Source organism: Pseudomonas sp. FW305-3-2-15-C-LB1, assembly GCF_058787615.1.
Genome location: NZ_JBYSZX010000007.1, coordinates 274,363 through 290,402 on the forward strand (window position 1 = coordinate 274,363; position 16,040 = coordinate 290,402).

Sequence of the window (16,040 nt, forward strand, 5' to 3'; positions counted from 1 at the left end):
ACTCAGGGCGTGGCGAGAAAGGTGAGGGTGTTTTTCAGTGTTGCCCAATGCGCTGCCTCGGCAGACCCCAAGGGCTGGGTCTTTACGTAGCTGAGGGCGATCAAGCGACGTGTGCCGGGTATCTGCATCGCCAACTGATACTGGTAAATGTTGTCGCTGCCTTTATTGAAACGGTTCTGCACCTCAAAGGCATCGATATCCTGCGCCGGCCCCACCTTGATAGCTTGCGCTGGCGAATAACGAAGGTCTTTGACTTGCTGTTCAAGCTTCTTAAGCTGGCCCTCGAAGTTGCTGTGCAAGGTCTCGCCCTCCGCCAGTGGGCTGCGACTGACCACCAGCGTGGTACCCAGGCTGGCGAACTTGAGAATATTGATTGAGGTGTCCTGCACCTCGGCATCTGGCAGGGTGAATTGGGCTTCGTTAATTACGTAATTCATGGTGGGGAAATCTCGTTATTGATCAGCGCCGGGCTTGCCGGAAAATTTTGATTCGACGGCGGACTTGATCGTGCTTTGCACACCTTGGGCGCCGGGCGATGTGCCCTTGTCGCTGCCCAGGTTGATGTCCAGTTTTCCTTTCGTCTGGATCTTGCTGCTGCCGCTGGAAAACAGATTGAACGAGCCACAGGTCAGGTTGATGTCTCCACCGGCCTTGAGCTCGATCACACTGTCGCCGCACACCAGGCGAATACTCTCGCCGGCCTCGATCGTGTAGTGCGTGGCGGCGCTGTCCGATTTGGCGCCGCCCACCAGTACGGTGTCGTTGCTGCGCACGACACGCAGGCGGTTGTTGCCAATCGTCACCGTCTCGTTATGCCCGATGCTCTTGTTGCGGTCATGCCCCACCGAATGGCTCTCATCCACCTCGACCACGATGTCCTGGTTGCGCTCGGCATGGATATACAGCTGCTCCAGCCCCTTCTTGTCCTCCATGCGGATTTCATTGAAGTTGGCCGGCGTGCCGCCCTTGCTCGAGCGGCTTTTCATGCCGCTCTGGGTGGCGTTTTCCGGCAGGTCGTAGGGCACGGTCTGCTCGGCGTTGTAGACCCTTCCGGTGATGATCGGCCGGTCCGGGTCACCCTCTAGAAAGCTTACAATCACTTCCTGGCCGATCCGTGGGATCTGCATCGAGCCCCAGTTCTTGCCGGCCCAGGATTGCGACACGCGAATCCAGCACGAGCTGTTCTCGTTGGATTGGTCGTGACGGTCCCAGTAGAAGTGCACCTTGACGCGGCCGTACTGGTCGGTCCAGATTTCCTCGCCCTTGGGGCCGACCACCAGCGCGGTCTGCGGGCCTTTGACGATAGGGCGGTGGGTGATGGCCAGCGGGCGGAAGCTCTGTTGGGCGTCAATGCAGGTGAGGCTGCTTTCGAACTGTGCCGAGCCCGAACCGCCGCCGCTTTCCAGGCTTTCCTGGACGATGTAGTAGCGGCAGCCGATGATCAGGTATTCACGGTTCTGGTCCTGGCGACTGAAGCCGGTGAGGCTGAACAAATGCCCCGAACCCAAACCCCGCGCATTGCCGCTGAATTCGATCTGCTCATGCAGGGTCTGCAGGGCTTCGATGCGGGTGCGTGCGTAGTGTTCGCCGTCCTCGCTTTGCACGTAGGTGCCGGGGTAGTCGTACAGCGGGTAGTCGCCGGCGGTGTGCGGGCGTGGCATGGCCGAGCGCACATCGATGCTGGCGCTGGGGCGCTGGAAGTCGTAGTCGTTGAGCTCCAGCGAACCGGGCTGCACCTCCTGCGCCAGGTGCCAGTTGTGCATGTGGTCGCGTTCGCGCTGCTGCTCGTCCTTAGGGTAATACGGGACCGACGCGTAGCCCGGCACCGTGGTGTGGGCGCCGTAGGCGTCGGCCAGCACCAGCACATGGCGGTCCTGTTCGTGGCGGAAGAAATAGTAGATGCCTTCCTGTTCCATCAAGCGGCTGACGAAATCGAAGCTGGTCTCGCGGTACTGCACGCAATATTCCCACTCGCGGTACGGCCGGCTCAGGGCGTCTTCGAAATCGGAAAAACCCAGGTCGCGGAACACCTGCTTGATGATCTGCGGGATGCTCAGGTTCTGGAAAATCCGGCAATCGGAGGTGCGGCTGAGCAACCACAGCCAAGGGCGCAGCGTCACCTGGTAACTGGCGAACTGGCCCTGGTCGATGTTCTGGCTGCACCGTGCGACGATGCCGTGGAAGTGCCGTTCACCGCCGTCCGCCAACTGCAGGCCCACGCTCATGGGTTTGCCGAGCAATTGGTTGAGGTCGATGTTGGCATCCAGGGACGTCAGTTGCAGCTCGTAGTTGAACAGCCGCCCCAGCTCTTCGCCGCCGCCCATTTCATTGAGCAGCAGTACATCCGGCCCGAGGGGGCTGGTGATTTTGGCCAGGCGTGAGGCTTGGTTGAATAGCATCGAAATACCCTAATAACTGAAGGAACCCAATCCAATGTGGGAGGGAGCTTGCTCCCGATAGCAGTGTGTCAGTGGATGCATCAGGTGACTGATTCACCGCCATCGGGGGCAAGCCCCCTCCCACATGTTGAGCAGTATTCCGTCAGGTCAATCGTTGAACTGGTAGTGCAATTCATTATCCCGACTGCTGATCTGTACCCCCGCCAACGCCTTGCCCTCCAACATGCGCGTGAGGAATTCACGGCTCATGTCCGGCAGCAGGCTGTTGGTCAGGATGGTGTCGATCATGCGCCCGCCGCTTTCGGTTTCGGTGCAACGCGAGACGATCAAATCGACCACCGCGTCGTCGTAGTCGAAGGCCACTTTGTGAGTGCTCTCCACACGCTTCTTGATGCGGTTCAGTTGCAGGCGGGTGATCGCCTTGAGCATCTCGTCGCTGAGCGGATAGTACGGAATGGTCACCAGACGGCCGAGCAGAGCCGGCGGGAAAATCTCCAGCAGCGGCTGGCGCAGGGCCTTGGCGATGTCTTCCGGCTCCGGGATGTTCGCCGGGTCTTTGCACACCTGGGAAATCAGCTCGGTGCCGGCGTTGGTGGTCAGCAGGATCAGGGTGTTCTTGAAGTCGATCACCCGGCCTTCGCCGTCCTCCATCACGCCCTTGTCGAACACCTGGAAGAAGATCTCATGCACGTCCGGGTGGGCTTTTTCCACCTCGTCCAGCAGCACCACGCTGTAGGGCTTGCGCCGCACCGCTTCGGTCAGCACGCCGCCTTCGCCGTAGCCGATATAGCCTGGAGGCGCACCCTTGAGGGTCGACACCGTGTGGGCTTCCTGGAATTCGCTCATGTTGATGGTGATGACATTCTGTTCGCCGCCGTACATGGCTTCGGCCAGGGCCAGGGCGGTTTCGGTCTTGCCCACGCCCGAGGTGCCCGCCAGCATGAACACGCCAATCGGCTTGCTCGGGTTGTCGAGGCCGGCGCGGGAGGTCTGGATGCGCTTGGCGATCATCTGCAGGGCGTGGTCCTGGCCGATGATGCGTTTTTTCAGGTGCTGGTCGAGGTTGAGCACCGTCTCCAACTCATTGCGCGCCATGCGGCCGACCGGAATGCCGGTCCAGTCAGCGACCACCGAGGCCACGGCCTGGTAATCCACGGTGGGCAGGATCAGCGGGGTTTCGCCTTGCAGGACGGTGAGGCGCTGTTGCAGGTCGACCAGTTGGGCGCGCAGTTCATCGTTGCCACTGTCCACGACGCCCGCCTTTTCACGCAGCGTTGCACGGGTGGCTAGCAACTCGTCCACCAAGGTTTTCTCTTCAGCCCAGCGGCTTTCCAAGGTCGCCAGACGCTCACGCTCAGCGCTCAACAGCGCCTCGGTGTTGGTTTGGCGCGCACCAATCGCAATGCCGATGGCATGCTCACGGGCGATGATCTGCAACTCGGTTTCCAGCGCCTCGATACGACGACGGCTGTCGTCCACTTCCGCCGGCACCGCGTGCAGGCTGATGGCGACGCGGGCGCAGGCGGTGTCCAGCAGGCTCACGGATTTGTCCGGCAACTGGCGCGCCGGGATGTAGCGGTGGGACAGCTTCACCGAAGCTTCCAGGGCTTCGTCGAGGATCTGCACCTGGTGGTGTTTTTCCATGGTCGAGGCCACGCCGCGCATCATCAGCAGCGCCTTGTCTTCCGACGGTTCGGCGACTTGCACGACCTGGAAGCGGCGAGTCAGGGCCGGGTCTTTCTCGATGTGTTTCTTGTACTCGGCCCAGGTGGTGGCGGCCACGGTGCGCAAGGTGCCACGGGCCAGGGCCGGCTTGAGCAGGTTGGCGGCATCACCTGTTCCGGCGGCGCCACCGGCACCCACCAGCGTGTGCGCTTCGTCGATAAACAGGATGATCGGCTTCGGCGAGGCCTGGACGTCTTCGATAACCTGGCGCAGGCGCTGTTCGAACTCGCCTTTCATACTGGCGCCGGCTTGCAGCAGGCCCACATCGAGGCTGCGCAGCTCTACGTCTTTCAGCGCGGGCGGCACGTCCCCGGCGACGATGCGCAAAGCGAAGCCTTCGACCACGGCGGTCTTGCCCACCCCGGCTTCACCGGTGAGGATCGGGTTGTTCTGGCGGCGGCGCATAAGGATGTCGACCAGTTGGCGGATCTCTTCATCGCGGCCAACAATCGGGTCGAGCTTGCCGCTGCGCGCCTGTTCGGTCAGGTCGACAGTGAAGCGCTTGAGCGCTTCCTGCTTGCCCATCGCACTCGGCGCCATCGCGCCGCTGGCTTCGCCCGGCACGGCGCCGGCGTTGAAACCGTCGCTGGCGCTGAGCGCGTTTTCCGGCGAGTCGCCCACGTATTCATCAAAGCGTTCGCTCAGGGCCTCGGCCTTGATCTTGTCGAATTCGGCGGACAAACCCAGCAGCGCGTGACGCAGGCTCGGCGTCTTGAGAATGCCCAGCACCAGGTAACCGGTGCGCACCTGGCTTTCGCCGAACATCAGGCTGCCGTAGACCCAGCCGCGCTCGACGGCTTCTTCCACATGGGACGACAGGTCGGTGATCGACGTCGAGCCACGCGGCAGGCGGTCCAGCGCTTCGGTAAGGTCACGGGCCAGGCGTGCCGGCTCGACGTTGAACTGGCGGATGATGCGGTGCAGGTCCGAGTCCTGCAGTTGCAGCAACTGGTGAAACCAGTGGGCCAGTTCCACATACGGGTTGCCCCGCAGTTTGCAGAACACGGTGGCGGCTTCGATGGCCTTGTAGGCCACGCTGTTGAGTTTGCCGAACAGTGCGGCGCGACTGATTTCACCCATGCTCTGGATTCCTTGAGGTGGTGGCGTGGTCGGCGTAGTGCCGGGCCAGGATTAGGTCGTTGGCGTCATGCTCGGGTTTACCGAGCCAGGTGTTGAAGCCCAGGCGGAACTGGCCGTTGAGTTGCAGCGCCGGGACTTCGGGTTGTTGCAAAACCAGGTTCAGGTCCCAGTCCAGTTCATGGCCCAGGTACTCGGCCACCCACGCCACCAGTTCGTTGAATGGCTGGTGGCCGGGCAGCATGCCCATGTAGTCATCCAGCGTGAGCGGGCCCAGGCGGATACGGAATTTGTGCTGGCGGTCCCACACGAAGCTGCCCAGGCAAAAGTCCACGCCCAGGCGGTTGGCGCTCACACTCACGCGGCTGCGTTCGGGCAGTTCCAGCCATTGGCCGACGTACTCTTCGATCTCTACCGGCAGGCCGAAATACTCGCTGAGAATCGCCTTCAGGCCGTCCGGGTAGCGGGTTTGCGCCGACAGGTGGCCGCTGTAGTGCAGCTTGGCGGTATCCGGGATCAGCCCCTGATTCAGCAGGCTCGGCATGCCCCGGCCGCTCAGCGCGGCGAGGCGTGCCGACCAGTAGTCATCGTCCGGGCGGTCGTGGCTGACGGTCGGCCGCGCCTCGGCCCAGGCCCGGTAAAACAGGCTGAGCAGGCGATGGTGGAACACATCCAGGAACTGCTTGCTGGTGCTGTCGGCGTTGTTGCGCTGACGCTCGCGCACGTACTCGGTGATGTGCAGCGGCAGCGGGCCGTTGGGGCCGCCAAGACCGAAGAAGAACTGCTCCAGGCGCGCCGGCTTGCCGTCGCCGCCGGGGTCGACCGAGGCCAGCGTGGCCGGGGCGAAGGTGCAATCGGCCTGTTGCCCCAGGCGCAGCGGGTCATCCGCCAGGCGCAGGGAATGGCCCAGGCGCGGCAGCTCCGGCGATTCGCACTCGATACGCCGCAGCGCCTGGAAGAAATCGTATTCCCAGGGCTCCTGATGCATCGCATCCAGGGTACTCACAGGGTCGGACGACGTCCGGGCTTGGCTTTCCATCGCATGATCTCGCCGCGTTCGGTGGTACGGATCACCGTCTCGGTAAAACTGTTGATCGACACGTAGCGTGCCAGGAAGCGTTCCAATACCGCACCGAGCAGGAACACGCCGGTGCCGCGAAACGCGTTTTCATCGAATTCCAGGGTGATCTCCAGGCCCCGGCCAAACACGATCGGGCCGGGCATCGGCAGGCGTCGGGTCACGGCTTTGCTGCTGACCTCGCGCAGGCCTTCGATCTGCAATTGCAGCGCGGCGTCGTTGCTGTCGCCGTACAGGCGCAGCAGTTCGCGCAAGGCGCCGGCGCCCTGGCCCTGTTCACTCAGGGACAAATAGTTGAGCGAGAGCTGGCTGATCAGGCGCCAGGCCTTGGCGTCATGGGCGTGGCTGGGGCGCGGGCGGCTGGGGCCTGCCACGCAGCGCACCGACAATACCGGCGCGCTGTCGGCCAGGGTGAAGTCGGTCTTGCCGTTGCCCACGCTCATGAACAACGGCAGATCGCGGTTGGTGCACAGTGCGGTCACGCCGAGCTGGCGCAGATCGTGGCGGTACGGCGACTGCCGGCTGTCCACCAGGCTGACAAAGGTTTCGCTGCCCACATAGGTGGAGCGCGGCCCGTTGCGGCGCTGGTCGCTGGACAGTACGCGCGGCTCGCGACGCACGGTGTAGTACGCCTGGTCGCGGCCATAGCGCGACGGGTCGCGCACCGCGTAGAACGGCAAAAACGGCTGCTCCGGCCCGGTGCCGTGGCCGGTGATGCCGCTCAGGGAGTGAATCTCGAAATCCATCGGCCGTGTGCGATCGGCGATCACATGGTGTTCATTGACCCGGTCGGACAAGTGGATACGATCCACGCGCTTGGGGAACAGGTTGATCGCCGGGGTGCAGAACGGCAGGAACTGCGCTGCGCCGACGCTGCCTTCCAGGCTCGGTTCGTGGCGGTCGAACAGCACGATCAGTTCCAGCTCCTGGCCGTCGCAACGCTTGACCGCACGGCTCAGCTCGGCGAATTCGACGAACAGGAAGCGGTGGGGCAGGGCGAAGTATTCCTGCAGCAGGCGATAGCCCTGGAAGGCGCGTGCGACGACCGGCATCGCGGCGTCGGCGTCGTCAAAACCACGGGAGCGCAACGCGTCTTGCGGCAGGCGCTCGACCCAATCGCCACCCGGCTTGCGTGCGAACACCGCGCAGGCGTTGCCCAGCAGTTGCTCGTAGAGGCGGAACGGTTGCTCGTCGGCGCCACTGAGGTACAGCGGCAGATTATCCAGGTCGAGGCTGTTGAACGGCAGCTCGGCGCCGGTGCGCAGGGTCAGGCGCAGACCGGCCTTGGCTTTCGACTCACTGGCGGCTAAGCGTCCCAATACGGCGGCAGGGTTGCCGAAGTACTCGGCGTTGCTCACCTGCAGCGGCCACAGCGTCACCGGGTGAGCGGTGCGGTACTCGCAGCAGGTCTGGGTTTCGCGGCCCAGGGCGGCGCGCAGGACGGTGTCGCGGGGCAGCGGGAAACCACTGGCCAGCGAGCCTTCGTCCGGGTCGGTCTGCAACTGCACCACCGTCATCGACGGTGTCGGTGCCAGGTAGTGCGGGTAGGCGATTTCCAGCAGGTTGTGGGTGAAGGTCGGGTACTCGGCGTCGAGCTTGAGCTGCACGCGGGCCGTGAGGTAGGCAAAGCCTTCGAGCAAGCGTTCGACGTACGGGTCGGCGCAGTCCATACCGGACAGGGTCAGCCGACTGGCGATCTTCGGGTATTCCTTGGCGAACTCGGCGGCGCTTTCGCGCACGTGGTGCAGTTCCTGGTTGTACAGCTCCAGCAGGCGCGGGTTCATGGGCGCCTCCGCTGGTCGGCATTGACCACGCGTACGTGGCCGGATTCCAGGTCGAGGTCGGTTTGCAGCAACAGGCGCAACGGCACCGGCTGGGCCCACAGGTCGCCTTCGATCTCGAAACTCAGGGCGTTGTGGTTCATTTCGCCATGGCCGACACGGGCTTTGACACGCAGGGTGTGGCGCAGGATGCGCGGCTCAAAGGTGGCGATGGCCTGGTAGATCAGGGCTTCCAGCGCCTTGATATCCACGCTGGAAACACTGTTGCCCGCCAGCGCCGGCAGGCCGTAATTGACCACCGAGGTGCCGGCTGGAGTGTGCAGTGTGGCATCGGCATCGAGCAACGACGTGGTGTTGAGCAGCCACGCCAGGTCACGCAGCACCGAGGCTTTCAATTGGGTCAGGGACAGCACGCGTTTGTCGGCGCTTTCCTTGGGATTGGTTGGATCGTCGTCCGTCAGCCGGTCCAACAGGGACGGTTGCAGACGGTCGCGGGAAGCGATTTCAGTTACCACCAAAGCAGCTCCACGGACGGGTTGCGAGAGGGACAAAAAACCAGGGGCCGTGGCATGGCGCCACGGCCACCAGGGCTATCAGCGCTTGGTGTTGGAACGGATGTTCCAGCCAAACTTGATCGCGCCGCCGTCTTTGGTGCCGTCGGCTTTCTGCGGCTGGTAGTCGACCATCACTTGGGCGAAGTTCAGGGTGACGTTCTCGGTCAGGCGGTCATCGGTGCCCGAACCGCCGGTGCTCAGCGAGGTCACCAGCACTTCTTCCAGGTTGATCACCATGTACTCGACCTGGCTTTCGCCACCGGCCTTGCGCACGGTCAGCTTGACCTTGTCGATGTGCTTGCCGCTGGCGCAGTGCATCATCAGGTTCGGCGAAGCCTTGTCGACGTACTTGGTCAGCGACAGGTCCTGGATGTTCACCTTGCCCGCGCCGCCACCGCCGCCCACGTGCATGTTGCCGGACTGGGCCATGCCCCAGCTCCAGTTCAGCACGTCGATTTCGTCCTTGTGGGCCTTGTCCATGGACTCGCCCTTGATGTCGCCGATCTTGATGAAAATATCAACAGCCATGTTTTCTCCCTGTGTGGCGTGGGCCACTGAATTTGATTAACTCCAAATGGGCAGTGCTTTTGTGTGGGAGGGGGCTTGCCCCCGATGCAGGCACCTCGGTGTGTCAGTTACACCCCGGTGATGCCATCGGGGGCAAGCCCCCTCCCACAGAAGAGCTAGCTCATCGGTGGTTTACGCGCTTTTCGCCGAAGGCAGCTTGGATACCAGGCGCAGCGACACCGTCAGCCCTTCGAGCTGGTAGTGCGGGCGCAGGTAGAACTTGGAGTTGTAGTACCCAGGGTTGCCTTCGACTTCTTCCACGATCACTTCGGCGGCAGCCAATGGGTGCTGGGCCTTGGTGGTTTCGGTGGAGTGCGCCGGGTCACCGTCCACGTAGTTGAGGATCCAGTCCTGCAACCAGCGCTGCATCTCGTCCTTCTCTTTGAAGGAACCGATCTTGTCGCGCACGATGCACTTCAAGTAGTGAGCGAAACGGCAGGTGGCGAACAGGTACGGCAGGCGCGCGGCCAGGTTGGCGTTGGCGGTGGCGTCCGGGTCATCGTACTCGGCCGGTTTCTGCAACGACTGCGCGCCAATGAACGCGGCGAAGTCGGTGTTTTTCTTGTGCAGCAGCGGCATGAAACCGTTTTTCGCCAGTTCCGCTTCACGGCGGTCGCTGATGGCGATTTCGGTCGGGCACTTCATGTCCACGCCACCGTCATCGGTCGGGAACGTGTGGGCCGGCAGGTTTTCCACTTCACCGCCAGACTCGATGCCACGGATGCGCGAGCACCAGCCGTAGTGCTTGAACGAACGGTTGATGTTCACCGCCATCGCGTACGCGGCGTTGGCCCAGGTGTACTTGGAGCTGTCGGCACCGTCGGTGTTTTCTTCGAAGGCGAAGGCTTCCACCGGGTCGGTCTTGGCGCCGTACGGCAGGCGCGCCAGGAAGCGCGGCATGGTCAGGCCGATGTAGCGCGAGTCTTCCGATTCACGCAGCGAACGCCAGCCGGCGTATTCCGGGGTGGTGAAGATCTTGGTCAGGTCGCGTGGGTTCGACAGCTCTTGCCACGAGCCCATGCCCATCACGGTCGGCGAAGCGGCAGCGATGAACGGGGAGTGCATGGCGGCGCAGACTTTCGACAGTTCGCCCAGCAGTTCCACGTCGGGTGGCGACTGGTCGAAGTAGTAGTCGCCCACCAGGCAGCCGTAGGGTTCGCCGCCGAACTGGCCGTATTCTTCTTCGTACATCTTCTTGAAGATCGGGCTCTGGTCCCACGCGGTGCCCTTGAATTTCTTCAGGGTCTTGTGCAGGTCCGGCTTGGAGATGTTGAGCACACGGATCTTGAGCTGCTCATCGCTCTCGGTGTTGTTGACCAGGTAGTGCAGGCCACGCCAGGCGCTTTCCAGCTGTTGGAAGTCCGGGTGATGGATGATCTGGTTGACCTGGGCGGTCAGCTTGGCGTCGATGGCAGCGATGATCGATTCGATCGACTTGATCGCGTCATTGGAGACCAGGTCGGTTTGCGCCAGGGCCTGTTCGGCCAAGGTGCGCACGGCGGTTTCCACGGCTTCGCGGGCGCGCTCGGTCTTGGGCTTGAATTCCTGCAGCAGCAGGTTGGCGAACTCGCTGGCTTCTTCGGTCTGGGTGCCCAGGATCTGGGAGCCTTCGCGGGCGGTATTGTCAGTCATGATTACTGGTCCCCTGCAGGCTTAGGCGCGCTGGCAAGTGCTTGCAGCAGTGCCGGATCCTTGATCGCCTTCATGATGATTTCTTCAGCGCCGGTCTTGCCGTCCATGTAGGTCAGCAGGTTGGCCAGCTGGGTGCGGGCTTCGAGCAGTTGATTCAGCGAGTCGACCTTGCGTGCCACGGCGGCCGGGCTGAAGTCGTCCATGCTTTCGAAGGTGATGTCCAGGCTCAGGTTGCCTTCGCCGGTCAGTTCGTTCGGTACGTGAAACGCCACGCGCGGCTGCATGGCCTTGAGGCGCGAGTCGAAGTTGTCGACGTCCACTTCAAGGAACTTGCGGTCGGCCACCGGCGCCAACGGCTCGGCAGGCTTGCCGGCGAGGTCGGCCATCACGCCCATTACGAAGGGCAACTGGACCTTTTTCTCGGCGCCGTAGAGCTCGACGTCGTACTCGATCTGCACTCGAGGCGCACGGTTGCGCGCGATGAATTTCTGAGAACTTTGCTTCGCCACGTTGCTGCTCCTGGTCGCTTGAGCGACGGTGTTGTTACTGCACAGTCGGATGGCTTACTCGCCGTCCGGCCCGCGCAGGTTTTCAAATTGGGACATGCCGTCGGGAATCAGATTGCGCACGATGGCCGCAAAGTCGGCGTGCACCAGATTCTTCGCCCGGTTCAACAGCACCGGCAGCGGGCTCGAAGGCTCGTGCCGGGTGTAGTACGCAAGGATCTTGTCGAGACTGCGCAGCACATCGTCGCGGCTGGCGATATCGCCAACGGGACGCGGTGCTGCGGGGGCGGCGGCGAAGTCGGCCGAGGGGGCATTGTCGTCACTGACGGCCTCGGGTTCGCTGCTGCCGGCGGCGCCGGGCACTGCTTGATTGAGTATCTGCAACGCCTGCTTGAGCGGCTGCTTCAAGGCGCTGAGGTCCACGCCCTGGGCGGAACCGACCTGATCGTTGACCTGTTGTTCGATCGCTTCGCACGCCGCACGCGCGGTAATCAGAGCGTCGCGGGTGGCCTGTAGCTGCTCGGGGTCGCTGTCGAGGAACGCGGCGTTGAGCTGCTGAGCGCCGAGTTGTTCATCGGGGAAGCTCAACAGGCCACTGGCGTTGAGCGCCGCGCGCAGGCTCACGGGGCCGAAGGTGCGCGAACGCGTGAGGATGCTTTCGCGCAGCAGGCGGATGTTGGTGTCGCAGGTCAGGCCGGTGAGGGCGTTGATGCGTACGGTAGGGTCGTTATCGTCGTCGGCGTCCAGGCGCGGGTGCAGGTCGGCCCAGTAATCGCGCAGCAGCGCATCGATCAGCGTCAGCGCTTCGGCCAGGCCGGCCACGCCTTGGAGGGCGAGGGCGCTTTGCAACAGGAAGTGAGTGATGCGCAGGTCTTTGCTGCGCGCGAGCAAGTCGAGGCTTTGCTGCTGGATGCTGCGCCATTCCGGCGGTTCAGCGGGCAGGATCGAGTCGCCCATGCTGCGCTCGGGTTGGCCCTTGGCATCACGCTCCAATTGCAGAAATTGCGCGTCATATTCCATGTCTTCGCCACAGGGCGAAGTCGCGGAAACGGCGGTGAGCAGCAACGGCACATCCACTGTATTTGATCTCCCTATCAGCCCGTTAGATAGCGGGCAATTCATGCATTAGTTGCGCAAGGAACTTTGCATGTTTTCTTGGTCATATAAGCAAGATGCCACTAATGTGCCATCACTGGTATTCAAGAAGTTGTGCATTTTTGGTGTAGTACTTATGCCTTGTCAAGGTAAGCTATTCGCCCTCTGTGACAGATGTGCGGTGCTTAACAACCTGCGCGACTGGTGGGTCGAACGACGTACCGGGACAGGATTTTTGTCATAGAGCCCAGTTAAGATCAGCGATCATGCTGGTATTGGCAGGTTTTGGACGGTCGATTGCTCGACCTGATGGGGATATCCCGGGAAGCGCTGTCCCGGGAATCGACCGCGCGCGAAGTATCAGCAAGGAGGCGAGATGTCGCTGTGTTTGACTATCACTAGTTATCACAAGATTACCCCTGGGCAGTGCTCCGAAAAGTCCATGAATCAGGGCTCGATGGCTATCGGCCGCAGCTCGGACAATGACTGGGTATTGCCTGATCCTGAGCGTCTGGTCTCCTCGCAGCACTGCGTTATTCAGTACAAAGATGGCCGTTATTATTTAACTGATAACAGTACCAACGGAGTGGAGTTGGTTAACGCCGGCATTCGTTTGCGCAGGGGTAACAGCGAGCTGTTGCAAGATGGCGAGCTGATCCGCATCGGCGATTACGAGATCCAGGCGCGTATCGATTTCAACGTACAGGCCGTCGACAGCCAGCCGTTTGCCGGCGAGTCGCCGAACAGTTTCGAAGCGCTGATGGGCGCCGTGTCGAATAAGCCCGCGCCTGTTCCGGTGATTGCGCCGCAATTCCAGGGCGCTTCATCGATGGACACGCTGCCGGACCTGTTCGACTTCCTCAGTCCTACCGCCGTACCGCCGCCAACCGTGCCGGACCACGTGCCTTCCGAGCAACATGACTTCCGCCCGCCGACACCGGTGGCTGTGCCGGTAGTGGCCCCGCCGGTGGTGTCGGGCGCGGTGATTCCCGAAGACTGGGACCTGTTTGGCGACACGCCAGCACCCGTCGTCAGCGCTGCGCCGCCGCCTGCGCCGCCACCGGTCATCCAGCCGCCCCCGGTGGTCGAGCCCCCGCCGCCCGTGGCGGAAAGCCAGCAACCGGACCTTCTGCAAGCCTTCCTGCGTGGTGCGGGCCTGGACCAACTGCGCCTGGACAAAGCCCAGGCCGAGGCCCAGATGGAAAATATCGGCCGCAGCTACCGCCTGATGGTCGAAGGCCTGATCGACGTGCTGCGGGCCCGCGCCAGCCTCAAGGGCGAGTTCCGCATGCAGCAGACCATGATCCAGCCGGCAGAAAACAATCCGTTGAAATTCGCCCCGAATGCCGACGAAGCGTTACTGCTGCTCCTGCGCCACGGCAACCAGGCGTTTATGGCACCCGACCTCGCCGTACGCGACAGTTTCAACGACCTGCGCGCCCACCAGTTGGCGGTGATGGCCGGCGTGGAAGCGGCGATCAAGCACCTGCTCAGCCGCTTTGAACCGACGCAACTGGAAGAACGCATGGGCAAGCCCGGCGGGCTGTCGAGCCTTTTCAACGGTTCGCGCCAGGCCCAGTACTGGCAGCAGTTCACCGAGCTCTACAGCAATATTTCCCGCGAGGCCCAGGAAGATTTCCAGGACCTGTTCGGCCGCGAATTCAGCCGGGCCTACGAAGAACACAGCGCACGACAGCGACGCTGAACCGCAGCACATGGATTTAACGGATAGCTAAGTACGTCATTGAGGACGCAGGATGATTCCCAGGTTTTTACTCGCAGTCGCCACACTGCTTTTGCTGACGGCGTGTGCCAAAGACACCGCCAAACCCGAAACAGCCGCCGAGGCCGAAGTGGATACGGCCGCCGTCGAGCTGCACTTTCATGCGATCAGCGGGCTCAACCCCGGTGCCAACGGCCAGGCCGCCCCGGTAAGGGTGCGCATCTTCGAACTGAAAAACGCCGCCACCTTCGCCCGTTCCGATTACTTCGCTCTGGCGGACCGTGCGCAATCCACACTGGGCCTGGACCTGCTGGACCAGGACGAAGTGATGGTGCAACCCGGCGAGCAATTGAGCATCCAGCGTGACCTCGACCCGTCCACGCGCCAGATCGGCCTGCTGGTGGGCTATCGCGAGCTGGACCGCGCGCAATGGCGCACGGTGATCAACGTGCCCGCGCGCCAGTACACCGAATACCAGATCAGCCTCGATGTGCGTGCCGTGCGCGCCGACGTCGTGGTCACCCCATCCAGCCCTGCCCAATAAGAAGCAATCGGAGCCCCCATGTCCTGGAACAATCGCGTGGTCTGGTCGGAAGGCATGTTCATCGGAACGCAGCACTTCCAGCAGCATGACCGTTACCTGGAAAACCTGATCGATGCCCGCAGTCGCCCGTTGTCCGCCGGCGCCTGGGGTTTTTCCGAGCTGCTGATCGACCAGGGCCTGCTGGCCCAGGGCAAGCTGGCGATCGTGTCGGCGCGTGGCCTGCTGCCCGACGGCACGCCGTTCAATATCCCCCAGGATGACCTGGCGCCAAGCCCGCTGAATATCGATGACAACCTGCGCGACGGCCTGGTGTACCTGGCCCTGCCGCTCAAGCGCTCCGGCGCCCGCGATACCGTGGATGAAGGCGAAGCCCTGGAGGCTGCGCGTTATGTGAGCCAGGTGCGCGAAGTACGCGATGACAACGCACCTTTCGAAAACCGCGCCCCGGTGGCCGTGGGTTCCCGCGCCCTGCGCCTGCTCACCGCCCAGGATGGCATCAGCGATTACGCCGCCGTGGGCCTGGTGCGCATCAAGGAAAAACGGGCCGACCGCGCATTGGTGCTCGATGACACCTACATCCCGCCAGTATTGGATGTGGCCGCGAGCAAACCGCTCACCGCCTTTCGCAGCGAACTGCTCGGCCTGCTGCACCAGCGCGGCGAAGCCCTGGCGGGGCGGGTGGTGGCATCGGGCGCCGGTGGCGCGTCGGAGATCGCCGACTTCATGCTGCTGCAACTGGTCAACCGTGCCCAACCGCTGGTCCAGCATTTGAGCCAGTTGAGCCCGTTGCACCCGGAGCGCTTCTTCAGCGAGCTGGTCAGCCTGGCCGGCGAGTTCTCGACCTTCTCCACCTCCGGTCGTCGCCCCCAGGAATACCCGCAGTATCAGCACGATGACCTGGCCCTGAGCTTCGCGCCGGTGATGGCGGCATTGCGTGAAGCGTTGTCGATGCTGATCGACAGCAAGGCCACACCGATCCCGATTGTCGAGAAAGCCTATGGCGTGCACGTGGCGATGCTGGCCGACAAGACTCTGCTCGACAACGCCAGTTTCATCCTGGTGGTGCGCGCCGATGTGCCCGGCGAAACCCTGCGCGCACGCTTCGGCCAGCAGAGCAAAGTCGGCTCGGTGGAGCACATCCGCGACCTGGTTAACCTGCAACTGCCGGGTATTGGCCTGTTGCCTCTGCCGGTGGCGCCACGCCAACTGCCGTACCACGCAGGCTCGACGTATTACGAGCTCGATCGCGGCAGCGAGCATTGGCAACAACTGGGCAATTCCGGCGGTTTTGCCTTCCATATCGCCGGGCAGTTCCCGGGCTTGAACCTGGCCTTCTGGGCGATCCGAGGATAATCCGCG

Annotated in this window: 13 protein-coding genes; 3 read left to right on the forward strand and 10 right to left on the reverse strand. The window is 62.7% G+C overall.

The window, feature by feature from the left end; genetic code table 11:
* Window positions 1–2: 2 nt before the first annotated feature.
* The 10 genes from AC3WP7_RS16545 to tssA form a co-directional block, all read right to left on the reverse strand.
* The gene (locus tag AC3WP7_RS16545; RefSeq protein ID WP_092241636.1) at window positions 3–437 is read right to left on the reverse strand and encodes a DcrB-related protein; all 435 of its coding nucleotides are present in this window, start codon (window positions 435–437) and stop codon (window positions 3–5) included.
* 15 nt (window positions 438–452) lie between these two features.
* Entirely contained in the window at window positions 453–2,399 is a 1,947-nt protein-coding gene (locus AC3WP7_RS16550) for a type VI secretion system Vgr family protein (protein ID WP_092241638.1), read from the reverse strand.
* Window positions 2,400–2,546: 147 nt separating this feature from the next.
* The gene (gene tssH / locus AC3WP7_RS16555; protein WP_093514209.1) at window positions 2,547–5,204 is read right to left on the reverse strand and encodes a type VI secretion system ATPase TssH; all 2,658 of its coding nucleotides are present in this window, start codon (window positions 5,202–5,204) and stop codon (window positions 2,547–2,549) included.
* Complete coding sequence (tssG, locus tag AC3WP7_RS16560; protein ID WP_058424270.1) at window positions 5,197–6,240, reverse strand: type VI secretion system baseplate subunit TssG; 1,044 nt, start codon at window positions 6,238–6,240, stop codon at window positions 5,197–5,199. The genes tssH and tssG overlap by 8 nt, the downstream gene beginning before the upstream one ends.
* Entirely contained in the window at window positions 6,204–8,063 is a 1,860-nt protein-coding gene (tssF, locus tag AC3WP7_RS16565) for a type VI secretion system baseplate subunit TssF (RefSeq protein ID WP_102592216.1), read from the reverse strand. The genes tssG and tssF overlap by 37 nt, the downstream gene beginning before the upstream one ends.
* Window positions 8,060–8,575 (reverse strand): type VI secretion system baseplate subunit TssE, encoded by a 516-nt coding sequence (gene tssE, locus AC3WP7_RS16570; RefSeq protein WP_005792513.1) that lies wholly within the window; start codon window positions 8,573–8,575, stop codon window positions 8,060–8,062. The genes tssF and tssE overlap by 4 nt, the downstream gene beginning before the upstream one ends.
* Before the next feature lie 78 nt (window positions 8,576–8,653).
* A complete protein-coding gene (locus AC3WP7_RS16575; RefSeq protein ID WP_005792512.1) occupies window positions 8,654–9,142 on the reverse strand; it encodes an Hcp family type VI secretion system effector in 489 nt (162 codons plus the stop codon).
* A gap of 171 nt (window positions 9,143–9,313) precedes the next feature.
* A complete protein-coding gene (gene tssC, locus AC3WP7_RS16580) occupies window positions 9,314–10,813 on the reverse strand; it encodes a type VI secretion system contractile sheath large subunit (RefSeq protein WP_058424268.1) in 1,500 nt (499 codons plus the stop codon).
* Between the two features lie 2 nt (window positions 10,814–10,815).
* Window positions 10,816–11,322, reverse strand: a complete 507-nt coding sequence (gene tssB / locus AC3WP7_RS16585) for a type VI secretion system contractile sheath small subunit (protein WP_010207547.1) — start codon at window positions 11,320–11,322, stop codon at window positions 10,816–10,818.
* A gap of 54 nt (window positions 11,323–11,376) precedes the next feature.
* Complete coding sequence (gene tssA / locus AC3WP7_RS16590; RefSeq protein WP_071488096.1) at window positions 11,377–12,396, reverse strand: type VI secretion system protein TssA; 1,020 nt, start codon at window positions 12,394–12,396, stop codon at window positions 11,377–11,379.
* 394 nt (window positions 12,397–12,790) lie between these two features.
* On the opposite strand from tssA, the gene tagH reads away from it, so the two are divergent.
* The 3 genes from tagH to tssK are packed head-to-tail and all read left to right on the forward strand — an operon-like array spanning window position 12,791 to window position 16,034.
* Complete coding sequence (tagH, locus tag AC3WP7_RS16595) at window positions 12,791–14,119, forward strand: type VI secretion system-associated FHA domain protein TagH (RefSeq protein ID WP_093120356.1); 1,329 nt, start codon at window positions 12,791–12,793, stop codon at window positions 14,117–14,119.
* Between the two features lie 52 nt (window positions 14,120–14,171).
* Window positions 14,172–14,681, forward strand: a complete 510-nt coding sequence (gene tssJ, locus AC3WP7_RS16600; RefSeq protein ID WP_092241644.1) for a type VI secretion system lipoprotein TssJ — start codon at window positions 14,172–14,174, stop codon at window positions 14,679–14,681.
* A gap of 18 nt (window positions 14,682–14,699) precedes the next feature.
* Window positions 14,700–16,034 (forward strand): type VI secretion system baseplate subunit TssK, encoded by a 1,335-nt coding sequence (tssK, locus tag AC3WP7_RS16605; protein ID WP_102592217.1) that lies wholly within the window; start codon window positions 14,700–14,702, stop codon window positions 16,032–16,034.
* Window positions 16,035–16,040: the final 6 nt, after the last annotated feature.

What these genes read in the sequence shown, in the direction of transcription:
- tssH (WP_093514209.1), bottom strand. Translation starts at nt 5,204, where the DNA reads ATGGGTGAAATCAGTCGCGCCGCACTGTTCGGCAAACTCAACAGCGTG.
- tagH (WP_093120356.1), top strand. Translation starts at nt 12,791, where the DNA reads ATGTCGCTGTGTTTGACTATCACTAGTTATCACAAGATTACCCCTGGG.
- AC3WP7_RS16575 (WP_005792512.1), bottom strand. Translation starts at nt 9,142, where the DNA reads ATGGCTGTTGATATTTTCATCAAGATCGGCGACATCAAGGGCGAGTCC.
- tssF (WP_102592216.1), bottom strand. Translation starts at nt 8,063, where the DNA reads ATGAACCCGCGCCTGCTGGAGCTGTACAACCAGGAACTGCACCACGTG.
- AC3WP7_RS16545 (WP_092241636.1), bottom strand. Translation starts at nt 437, where the DNA reads ATGAATTACGTAATTAACGAAGCCCAATTCACCCTGCCAGATGCCGAG.
- tssK (WP_102592217.1), top strand. Translation starts at nt 14,700, where the DNA reads ATGTCCTGGAACAATCGCGTGGTCTGGTCGGAAGGCATGTTCATCGGA.
- tssG (WP_058424270.1), bottom strand. Translation starts at nt 6,240, where the DNA reads ATGGAAAGCCAAGCCCGGACGTCGTCCGACCCTGTGAGTACCCTGGAT.
- AC3WP7_RS16550 (WP_092241638.1), bottom strand. Translation starts at nt 2,399, where the DNA reads ATGCTATTCAACCAAGCCTCACGCCTGGCCAAAATCACCAGCCCCCTC.
- tssJ (WP_092241644.1), top strand. Translation starts at nt 14,172, where the DNA reads ATGATTCCCAGGTTTTTACTCGCAGTCGCCACACTGCTTTTGCTGACG.
- tssC (WP_058424268.1), bottom strand. Translation starts at nt 10,813, where the DNA reads ATGACTGACAATACCGCCCGCGAAGGCTCCCAGATCCTGGGCACCCAG.